The sequence below is a fragment of the Exiguobacterium acetylicum genome, assembly GCF_022170825.1.
GTDB lineage: Bacteria > Bacillota > Bacilli > Exiguobacteriales > Exiguobacteriaceae > Exiguobacterium_A > Exiguobacterium_A acetylicum_B.
Window position 1 is genome coordinate 1838341 of record NZ_CP081878.1, and the last position, 10651, is coordinate 1848991.

Here is a 10651-nt window from a genome sequence, read left to right on the forward strand (position 1 = left end):
AAGAACATTCCTCGGATAAAGAGAAAGCGAGGGCATTCCCCCGCTTTTTCAACTCACGCTTTTAGATTTGGACGGACCATGTCTGCTGGTACGATCCATTGATCATATTGCTCTTCTGTTAGTAAACCCGTTGCAAGTGCCGCCTCTTTTAATGTCGAGCCCGACTGATGGGCTGCTTTCGCAATTTTCGCTGCATTTTCATACCCGATGTGCGGGTTAAGTGCTGTGACGAGCATAAGCGAACGTTCGACGTTTTCAGCGATGACCGATTGCTCTGGCTCAATTCCGATTGCACAATGGTCATTAAAGGAATGCAGGGCGTCTGTCAGTAAACGAACCGACTGGATGAAGTTATACATGATGACCGGTTTGAAGACGTTTAGTTCAAAGTTCCCTTGGCTCGCAGCGAAACCAATCGTTGCATCGTTACCGAGAACTTGTGCTGCGACCATCGTCAACGCTTCACTTTGCGTCGGGTTGACTTTCCCTGGCATGATTGAACTACCTGGTTCGTTTTCTGGAATCGTGATCTCACCAATTCCCGCTCGCGGACCTGATGCGAGCCAGCGAACATCGTTTGCGATCTTCATCGCATCCATCGCTAGTGCTTTGACGGCACCATGCGTAAAGACAAGTTGATCGTGGCTCGTTAAGGCGTGGAATTTATTTTCCGCACTCGTAAACGCATAGCCCGTTTCTTCGCTCATCTTTTTCGCTGCCAAATCACCGAACTCGGGATGTGCATTGATACCAGTCCCAACTGCTGTACCGCCGATTGCGAGTTCTGTTAATGGATCAAGCGTCCGTTCGACCATCTGCTTTGAGAGTTCAAGCATTCGTACCCATCCACTGATTTCTTGCCCGAGTGTAATAGGAGTTGCATCTTGTAAGTGCGTCCGTCCAATCTTGACGATATCCGCAAAGGCTTTCGCTTTTTCATCCAGTGTCGCGTGAAGCGCATCGATCGCTGGGAACAATGATTCAAGTAATACCGTCTTCGCTGCTAAATGCATCGCTGTCGGATATGTATCGTTTGAACTTTGTGATTTGTTGACGTCATCATTCGGATGGATCGTCGTTTCACTACCTTGTTCTTTTAGTTTTCGTGTCGCGACCCGAGCGATCACTTCATTGACGTTCATATTAGATTGTGTCCCTGATCCCGTTTGCCAAACGACAAGCGGAAACTCATCATCGAATTTCCCCGCGATGATTTCGTCACAGACTTCAGCGATAACCCCGGCTTTTTCCGCCTCGAGTACACCTAAGTCACGGTTCGCGAGTGCTGCTCCTTTTTTCAGGACTGCGAAGGCACGAATGACTTCAATCGGCATCTTTTCGGTTCCGATTTTAAAGTTTTCCAAACTACGTTGTGTTTGAGCGCCCCATTCTTGCGCTTCCGGTACACGAATTTCCCCCATCGTGTCACGTTCTAGACGGTATTCCATAAACAAATTCCCCCTTTTGATTACTTCTCCTATAGTTTACCGCAAAAGCAGATAGAATGGGAATGAGAGAGACAGTTTTGGGGAATAGTTTATTATCGAAAAAAGGAGTGAAGATTTCATGTGGTTGATCAATTTAATGATTGTTTTACTATTAATTCTAGCAAACGGCGTGTTCGCAATGACCGAACTCGCTTTGTTGTCTTCAAAACGGTCGAAATTAGAAAAAGCAGCGAATGATGGTAAAAAGTCAGCCCATGTTGCGTTAGAACTGCTCGATCGACCAACCGATCTGCTGTCGACCGTACAAGTCGGCATCACGTTGATTGGAATCATTAACGGTGCTTTTGGTGGTGCTGCTCTCTCAGGCCCAGTCATCAATTGGCTCGCACAATTCGGATTTCTCGCTCCTTACGCTAGTACGATCGGCTATATTCTGGTCGTGACGGTCATCACTTATATCTCGCTCGTCATTGGTGAACTTGTTCCAAAACGGATTGCACTCGTCAGTCCTGAAAGGGTCACGATGTGGCTCGCCCCACCGATGCGCTTTTTCTCGATCATCCTTCGACCATTCATCTGGGTCCTTAGTAAATCAACTAGCTCCATCTTCCGCTTGATTGGTCTCGATCGATTACAAACGGAAGACGAAACAGAAGATGAAGTCCGCCAATTACTGATTCGTGGTACTCAAGAAGGCACGTTTAATCGATCAGAAGCCGAACAAGTCTCTCGTGTCTTTGATTTCCACGATTTATACGCTTACGAACTGATGGAGCCACGAACGGTTACCGAATGGATTGACTTAGCCGATGAACCTGATACGATCTTGCGCGAACTAAAAGAAGCGCGACATCGTAACTTACCTGTTGGTCATGGTGATTTGGATCACTTCGTCGGCTTCATCGATGCTAAAGAAGTCCTATCAACGGAACAACCTGTTCAAGAGCTTGAACGACTGATTCAATCCCCGCTGATCGTGCCTCGTCAATTGAAAGCAACGGTCTTGCTCGAGCGGATGCGAAAAGAGACGGTATCAATCGCTTTCGTCTTAGATGAGTATGGTGGTTTTCTCGGTATGATCACGTTATTCGATATCCTCGAGGCATTCGTCGGTGAGATTTCGAGCGTCGAAGAAGAACCGGAACTCGTCATGCGTAAGGATGGTTCCTTTCTTGCTGATGGATTACTGCACATCGATGATTTAAAGCGAACGCTTGGTTATACAGACGATTTACCCGGTGAACAGTTAAACGCCTATCATACGGTTGCCGGTTTAATTTTGTATACGCTAGGTGATGTACCTTCTCGCGGTAGTACTGTCGAGATTGGTCCGTACCGATTTGAGGTCGTTGACTTAGACGGACGTCGCGTCGATCAAATCCTCATTGAACGAATTGAACATGAACAACCACCCCTGCCGTGATGGTAGGGGTGGTTCACTGTACATCAAACTTCATACAAGCGTAACGCCTCGCGTGCTACACGATCTGCCTTGTTCTCGGATCTTGGAATCCACTTCACGAATGCAAGCGGTAAGAGTTGATAGCGCTCAAAGGCAGGATCAAAGATTGTCTGTGTTCGTTTGTTCTTGACGAATTCACGTTCGACTGCAAGTGCAACCGCTTCTGAATCGGTCCGAAACGATATGACGCTCTCTCCTTGCGCGATGAGTTCATGTGCCCACTCGACTGCTTTCGCAAAAGCGATGAATTCTGCTTCATGATTATTAATCGCTTGGATTTGATACATTTTCTCCGTGACTTCGCCTTCGGAGTTTTTACTAAAGAGTCCAACCGCCGCTTCGTCGTTTGAAGGACGGACCGTACCGTCAAAATAAAGTTCAACCATGTTCAATTGCCGCCTCGATTCCTTTTCGTATCGCCTGTTCATCCAGCCCTTTCCCAATGAAGACGAGCGTCGTCTTTGGTTGTTCGCTGAACGGTTCTCGGATGGCTGTTCCGTAAATCATTCCCGTTCCTTGTAGAATGACTTTTCGTTCCGTATCTGAAAAATGAATGATCCCTTTATACCGATAGAGATCCTCCGCATACGCTTCTAAAACTTCACGCAGTACCATTCCAAACCGATTTCGATTCAACGGTCGTTCTTCGACAATCGTCAGTGCCGTGAAATCATCGACTGACTGATGGACTTGATCTGTTTGCTGACTGAGCCGTACTTGTTCTTCTTTTGGAAAGTGGAACGTTTCGAACAATTGATCGGATTCCACTTGTCCTAGTTCCGTCTCGATGATAGCTGCTGAGGGATTACGTTCGCGTAGCAAAGCAGTCAATGTTTCGCGATCCGACGCATCGACTAAATCGATTTTGTTCAAGAGAAGAACATCGGCAAATCCGATTTGTTTCACATTTTCCTGGAACGTCAGTTGACGTTCTAAATGGTACGCATCGATAACCGTAACGACACTTGAAATCTGATAGAACTGTTCAACGGCTGGTTCAAAATAAAACGTCTGCAGAATCGGTCCTGGATCGGCAACACCTGTCGTCTCAATCAATAATCGATCAAATGATAATTCGCCATCTCGACGCCGTTTCGCAATCCGAAGTAGTGCATCCCGTAAATCGCCTCGAATCGAACAACAAATGCAACCATTCGTTAGCTCAATCATCTCTTCGTCACTACGTTCGATCAACGCTTCATCAATATGAACGGAACCGACTTCGTTGACGAGTAAGGCAAACTTCTCAGTCGGTTGAGAGACGAGGTGATTGAGTAACGTGGTTTTACCGGCACCTAAAAAACCAGTAATGATGGTCGTACGTATTTTGTCTTGCATGATTTCACTCCTTAGCGTCCTTGTTGCTGACGCCATTTTTCTTTTCGTGCATCGAGCAGATCAATTGCATGGAGATACCAAGCATCTGTCGTTTGTGGTGTCACGCTTGATCCCCACTCACGTTTCCCGTGATGTGATAATACCATATGCATGAGACGATGGTAGACCGCACGCGGTAATCGAATGTCTTCTTCTCGGAGCGTTTGCTCGAGTACGAAACATCCGTAGGGCATATGACCAATCAATATACCGTCCGGATCAAGTGCAATGCCTGCTAGTTCTTCCTCTTCTTCCGTCACCTGCAACAGTCTCGAAAAACGATCTGCCGAAGCCCCTGCATGTGTATACTCCCATAGTTTTCCGATGTCATGCAACAAAATACCGAGTAACAATTCGTTCGGATTCGGACGTTGATCTAACAGCGCGATCCCTTTTGCCGCTTGATAGAGTGCATCAAAACTGTCATCCCAAGAAAATTGGCGCATCTCACGTTCATTTGCTTGGAATAGTTCATTCTTATGATCAGCTTCTGCTTCTTGGATACATTTGAGTAGCGTCAAATAGGGTTGTTCACTATCGCAGATTCCGCGACCAATCGTCATCATACAAGCTGTATGTTTGAGTAGTCCACCAATATAGGCATGATGATGAAAAAGAGCAGCCGGTCGTGTTGAAAAGTCCGTCCAGTACTGCCGCAATATCGAAAGCGCAATCTCTTGATACGGGGAATCGAGTTGACCGACTAATCCGAGCAATTGATCACGATATGCTTCAAGCAACTCATCTGCAGGTAGCTGTGGTAAGAACTGCGTCGGTGAGGCATCATGAATCGGTGTGACGCGTTGAACCGTCAACGATTTATTACCGGATTGCGGCGGATACTCCTCTACCTTTGCCTCGACTCGAACGATTCGTGTCTCGAGATACGGACGAAGTGCTTCTTCTGCTGTCCCTTGATTGATCCATTGTTTTCCCTTACAAGATCCTGCTGGTGAGTTGAACGTGAATTGTAACCATTCTCGCCCGGTTTGACCAGTACGGATTTCACCAGAGGCAACGAGTAAGACTTCTTCAATTCGTTCACCGGGTGCAAGTGTATCAATCGAAAGTCCAATCGGTTGATCCGAATAGTTGATAGAAAAAGCATCATTTTCATAAGGAGGCATCGTCACTTCTGGAAGTGCCTTAAATAATTGAATCACATCATCTCACTCCTTTTTCTTCATTCATATCATAGCAGACACGATTTCATCACGACTACTATTAAACAGATATTGTAAGCGTTTTCTAAATGAATTATGATGAAACTGGAAGTCTACTTTAATGCCTAAAGGAGGAGAAAAGATGATTCGACCACTTACTCATTTATACAGTGAAGCTGTTGCCACACTCGATCAATGGAATGCAACAGAAATCGTAACACGCGATCAAATTCGACAAGCTGTTCAATTGTACGATCCGTATCAAACGCAGACGTCATATGCATTAGAACAGTTGTTGATCCAAGAATTGCGCCAGGCTTGTCACCTTGTTCAAGAACAGGGACTACCATTAGCTGATGTGCAAACAGAATTACTCATCCTCTCTGCGTTTCAAAGTGATGCCGGCTATCAAGCAGAAGAAATTCAAGATATGTCACCTTCGACTATCAAAAGGCATTTATCTTCTCTTGACGCCGCCTTTAACCGACTATTACATCAGTTATTTTTACATCAGTCTCAACCAGACATTCTGTGTCAACGGTTCTTGACGATCCTCGCAGGCGCGGTCGCCACAAAATGTGCAATCCGTGCTAAGCGTCTGAAGGAAGCGATGCTTGTTCATCCATAACAAAAAAATCCTGACTCATACGAGTCAGGATTTTTTATTCAACGACCTGGCATTCCAGCTCCTTGATTGGCTTTGTATGAAAATGCGGCGTTCCGCTTCGTCATATTCTATAGTCATCATGACAAACTATTCAAGCTCTGTCAATTCTTTTCTAAAAAAAAGTGGACCGATTTTCGATTGAAAATCAGTCCGAATGGAAGAGTGAATAATTACCATGGCAATGCTTGATTTCATCATACAATGCAATGGAAGCGTTTACAACCCTTTTTCGTTAAATTTTTTCAAGAAAATATTCGTTCGCTAGTGGCAAGTGGATGACTTCGATTCCGCTTTGTCGCATCAGATTCAATCCGTCCCCATATTCATATCCTGTCGAATAGACGACACGATCGATTTTGGAGGCAATCAGTGCTAAACTGCATGCGTGACATGGACTATGTGTGACATAAGCTGTCGCATGACGCGCACTTGTCGAGTCGGCTGCTAGTTTACCGAGTGCATTGATTTCAGCATGAATTTCATGTTGCTTCGACCACTCATGATGTTCCTCTTGATTTTCACAACGATAAAACGAAACGCCATCTCGTTCCAGCGACTCTTCAACAATTGGATGATCAGGTCGTGATGTATAGAGAATGCCATCTTGCTTTAAGTAGATTTCGTTACAATTCACATGTTGGCTTGGTGTTCCGTTTATTCCAATTGAAATTGGCTTCTCATCTTTGACGATAACACATGCAACAGATTTCGATGCACATTTAGAATGACGATCTGCCATCATCCGTGCAAATAATAACCACGTCGTATCCCATTTTAACTGCTTCTCTTCGCTTTTCATTCCTAATCCTTCCTTTCATGAAGGAAAGGAACACGAAAAATCGTGTTCCTTAGTATGGTCGATTCGGTAGTTCTCTGCTTTTTGAAGCGACTTCGATGACTTTTTGTTTCAGTTCGTTCTCCATTCGCTCTAGTTCATGCTCCGCGTCACGACGCTTCTGTTTTCCTTCTTGTTGGATGCGTAATGTCTCGTCAAGTGTCTCGATCAAGTTTTGATGCGCAACCTTTAATGACTCAACAGATACGATACCTTTTTCATTTTCTTCAGCAATCTCGATCGACGATTCCTTCAGTAACTTCGAATTTTGCTCCAGTAACTGGTTCGTCGTATTAGTGACATCCTTTTGCATTTCAAGAGCTGCCTTTTGACGCGACAAGCTCAAGGATAGGACTACTTGGTTCTTCCACAGTGGAATCGTATTGACGACGGCTGATTCGATTTTTTCCGCTAAAATTTGATTGTTTTGCTGGATGACTCGAATTTGCGGCGCCATTTGCAAACTGATCGTCCGTGACAATTTTAAATCATGGATTTTCTTTTCAAAACGATCGGTTAATTGAATCAAGTCATTCAACTCTTGTAATTTCGTCTGATCCCGCGATACTTCCACTTCTGTTCGTAACGGTTCAATCTCATGTTGACGAACGTGGGCAATTTTCGTTTCACCGGCTGCAATATAAACGTTCAATTCTTCGAAATAACGCTTATTTTTTTGGTACATTTGATCAAGTAATGTGATGTCCTTCATCAACCCGAACTTCGAACGATCTAAATTGTGTACGACTTCTTCCAAATACGCACTCATCTTCTCGTATTGTAAGAAGTACGTCTCCGCTTTTTTCTTCGCCCGACCAATGACCGGTACGTTCGACCAGAAACTCTTTTTTTCTTGGAGTGTGTCTGGATCCATTTGGCGGACACGTTGCATTAAATCACTCAACAATTTTCCCGCTTCACCGCCATCCTTCATCTTCACTTCACTTAAGACTTGATCAGAGAATTGGGATAACTCACGTTGCACAGGCGCGCCAAACTGCATGACAGCATCCGTTTTTTGAAGATCAATCACCTGAAGCAAGCGTTCAATCTTTTGTCGTTGTTCTGACGGAACATCTGAAGGGATCATCTCTTCGACCGGTCGTGCCGGCATTTTTGGTGGTGTCTCTGCTACATTCAGGTCGACCGACGGATCAGAAATCGTCGGTTGATCTTGCTCATCAGGCCATTGTTGCCACGTATCTTTATCAGAATGGGTCATGTCGGTAACTCTCCTCCTGTTTTCGTTGTTCAGTCTCTTGCGACAATACTTTTTCAATTGTCAAAAGTTCCCGTTCTAAATCAACGGTATCTCCTTCAAGTAACAAGGTTTGTTGCTGTTTCAACTTTTGACCAATCATTTTCAAGTTCGAAATCAATTGATTTTTCGTATCCAATTGAACTTGTGCACCACGGCGTTCCAAATCGGCATATTTTTCTGAAATCGACAATAAGGAATCCAGGTAGAATGTAAAGAAGTCTCGAACTTTTTTGACGTCGCGTGGACTTTCATATAACTCCTCGAACAACACATGCGCTTCACGCGAGACGATTCGCATCTCACTTCTGATTTCACTATCTCGAATGGACGGAACGATTTGATCGTACGTCTGAATTTTCGTAAATCCTTCTTCAATTGTCCGCTGTAATACTTGAAGCTCCAAATCATCTGTCTCTTCAAAACGACGCGTTGCCCGTTCTGGTTTTAAAATGACACTTCCGACGAACTCCTCTTCATCGTCAAGAAGTAATTTCTTTTTCACATTTTTTCGCTTGATTTCAGTCGACTTCCGTTCTGTCCGATATCGTCGACCTGGTTTAGTCCGGTAACCGCTCCAAATGAACCACAACCCAAGAGCGATGAAGATTCCCGAGAAGTTGAACGTATCGGCTAATTGTAGAAATACGAACATCATACCGATGGAACCAAATATCCACCATGAAGACTTCATGTCATCCCCTCTTCCTTCGTGCTGATTCTTCTATCAGGTTTACGTGTCTTTATTTTAACATTACGTATGGTCTAACAAAAAGTTTCCCGTTTTTGCGAAATGTTATGCCTCATGTATTCATATTTCACCATACTTTTTAACGAATAACATCAGACTGAAGAATGAACTATTCGTTCTTTCCTTCTTGATATCATCTCACAACAAATAAGGTAGTCGACAATGCTAGTCGACTACCTTATCAAGAATATTTCATTTGTTATCCGAACAATGGCCAGACAAGAATAACGAGAATCGCGACCGGACTCAAGTAACATACACTAAGTCGCCAGATCGGAACCATTTTTTTCATCATTGGACTCGTTACGAGTTCCTGTTCGACAAGAGCTCGATCTAGTTTATAGCCAGCAAATATCGAGATCAATAAAGCACCGATTGGCATCAAAATATTCGAGACAAGAAAATCAACACTGTCAAAGAATGTTTTTCCCATGAATTGAGCATCACCTAAGATTCCGAACGAGAGGGCAGATGGAATGCCGACGATTGCGATGGCTAGTGTCGCTAGCCATGTTGTTCGTTTTTTATCATGCATCGTCGCATTTTCTTTACGATCGGTTAAGGAAGCAACAACGACTTCAAGCATGGCAATCGATGAGGTGATCGATGCGAAAGCGAATAAAAGGAAGAACAATGTCAAGAAGACTGAGCCAAACTGGATTTGACTGAAGACAGTTGGTAAGACGATAAAGAGTAACGCCGGTCCTTCTGCCGGATCAAGCCCCGAAGCAAAAACCGCTGGGAAAATCGCAAATCCTGCCAGTAATGAGACGGCGACGTTCATCGCGACGATCCATGCTGCAGAACGATTGATTTCTCCACGTTCCTTCATATAGGAAGCGTATGTCAGCATCGCTGATACACCAAGTGATAGTGAAAAGAACGCTTGACCGAGTGCACTGAGCACCGATGTTCGATTCAAGACCGAGAAATCAGGTTGTATGAAGAACTTAACACCTTCCATTGCACCATCGAGTGTCAAAGAGCGGACTACGAGAACAATGAAACAAACGAATAATAAGGGCATCATGATTTTACTCATTTTTTCAATACCAGATTGAACACCACGTAATACGATCCAGCACGTCAATGCGAGGAATATTAATTGTCCTGAAATGACATACACTGGTGAGGCTGAAATCGTACCAAACAGTTCACCAAGCGCCCCACTGTCCATCGTCGTTAAGCGACCGGTAAAACCAAGGATCGTATAAATCAAGACCCATCCGCCGATTACGCTGTAGAAAGAGAGCAACAAGAAACATGCGATGACACCAAGGACACCAATGAACGTAAACTTCTTATGACCAAGCGCCGAGAATGCCCGGAGTGCCGTTTTCCCGCTCGTTCGACCGATTAAAAATTCGGCAATCAAGACAGGCAGTCCAAGTAATAAGGTAAACACGAGGAATAAGAGTAAAAAGGCGCCTCCTCCGTTCGTCCCAGTCGTGTACGGAAATTTCCAGATGGCCCCCAGACCAATGGCGGATCCCGCTGCTGCTAAAATAAACCCAACTTTTGAAGCCCATGCGTTTCCTTTCATGGTGCTCCACCTCCTTTTCAAAATACTTTTTCATTGTACAGAAAGAATCCGTGAAAGTCATCCTTTATCAAATATTTTCTTTAAAGCGTCAAAGCATAACCGCATACATGTATTGAACAAACATAAAAAAAGAGAAAATCGTATGAT

10 protein-coding genes are annotated in these 10651 nt (G+C 44.4%); 2 read left to right on the forward strand and 8 right to left on the reverse strand.

From position 1 onward, the window contains the following. Positions 1-53: 53 nt before the first annotated feature. Positions 54-1448, reverse strand: coding sequence for a class II fumarate hydratase (gene fumC / locus K6T22_RS09710; RefSeq protein ID WP_238236745.1), 1395 nt, complete (start codon positions 1446-1448; stop codon positions 54-56). 118 nt (positions 1449-1566) lie between these two features. On the opposite strand from fumC, the gene K6T22_RS09715 reads away from it, so the two are divergent. Continuing rightward, positions 1567-2871: a hemolysin family protein gene (locus K6T22_RS09715; protein WP_238236747.1), complete on the forward strand. Its 1305-nt coding sequence runs from the start codon at positions 1567-1569 to the stop codon at positions 2869-2871. Positions 2872-2894: 23 nt separating this feature from the next. On the opposite strand, the gene K6T22_RS09720 is transcribed toward K6T22_RS09715, so the two are convergent. The 3 genes from K6T22_RS09720 to K6T22_RS09730 are packed head-to-tail and all read right to left on the reverse strand — an operon-like array spanning position 2895 to position 5450. Then, a complete protein-coding gene (locus K6T22_RS09720; protein WP_238236749.1) occupies positions 2895-3296 on the reverse strand; it encodes a reverse transcriptase-like protein in 402 nt (133 codons plus the stop codon). Then, positions 3289-4248 (reverse strand): CobW family GTP-binding protein, encoded by a 960-nt coding sequence (locus K6T22_RS09725; RefSeq protein WP_238236750.1) that lies wholly within the window; start codon positions 4246-4248, stop codon positions 3289-3291. Before K6T22_RS09725 ends, K6T22_RS09720 begins: the two co-directional genes overlap by 8 nt. 11 nt (positions 4249-4259) lie before the next feature. After that, positions 4260-5450 (reverse strand): HD domain-containing protein, encoded by a 1191-nt coding sequence (locus tag K6T22_RS09730; protein ID WP_238236751.1) that lies wholly within the window; start codon positions 5448-5450, stop codon positions 4260-4262. A gap of 142 nt (positions 5451-5592) precedes the next feature. Between K6T22_RS09730 and K6T22_RS09735 the strand changes: the two genes are divergently transcribed. After that, the gene (locus K6T22_RS09735) at positions 5593-6078 is read left to right on the forward strand and encodes a hypothetical protein (RefSeq protein WP_238236752.1); all 486 of its coding nucleotides are present in this window, start codon (positions 5593-5595) and stop codon (positions 6076-6078) included. A gap of 271 nt (positions 6079-6349) precedes the next feature. On the opposite strand, the gene K6T22_RS09740 is transcribed toward K6T22_RS09735, so the two are convergent. From K6T22_RS09740 to K6T22_RS09755, 4 genes are all read right to left on the reverse strand, one after another. Next, positions 6350-6916 carry a deoxycytidylate deaminase gene (locus K6T22_RS09740; RefSeq protein ID WP_238236753.1) on the reverse strand — a complete coding sequence of 189 codons (567 nt, stop codon included), beginning with the start codon at positions 6914-6916 and terminating at the stop codon, positions 6350-6352. Positions 6917-6965: 49 nt separating this feature from the next. Then, a complete protein-coding gene (locus K6T22_RS09745; RefSeq protein ID WP_238236754.1) occupies positions 6966-8174 on the reverse strand; it encodes a toxic anion resistance protein in 1209 nt (402 codons plus the stop codon). After that, entirely contained in the window at positions 8161-8904 is a 744-nt protein-coding gene (locus tag K6T22_RS09750; RefSeq protein WP_238236755.1) for a 5-bromo-4-chloroindolyl phosphate hydrolysis family protein, read from the reverse strand. Before K6T22_RS09750 ends, K6T22_RS09745 begins: the two co-directional genes overlap by 14 nt. A gap of 256 nt (positions 8905-9160) precedes the next feature. Next, entirely contained in the window at positions 9161-10504 is a 1344-nt protein-coding gene (locus K6T22_RS09755; protein ID WP_238236757.1) for a sodium-dependent transporter, read from the reverse strand. Between the last annotated feature and the right edge of the window lie 147 nt (positions 10505-10651).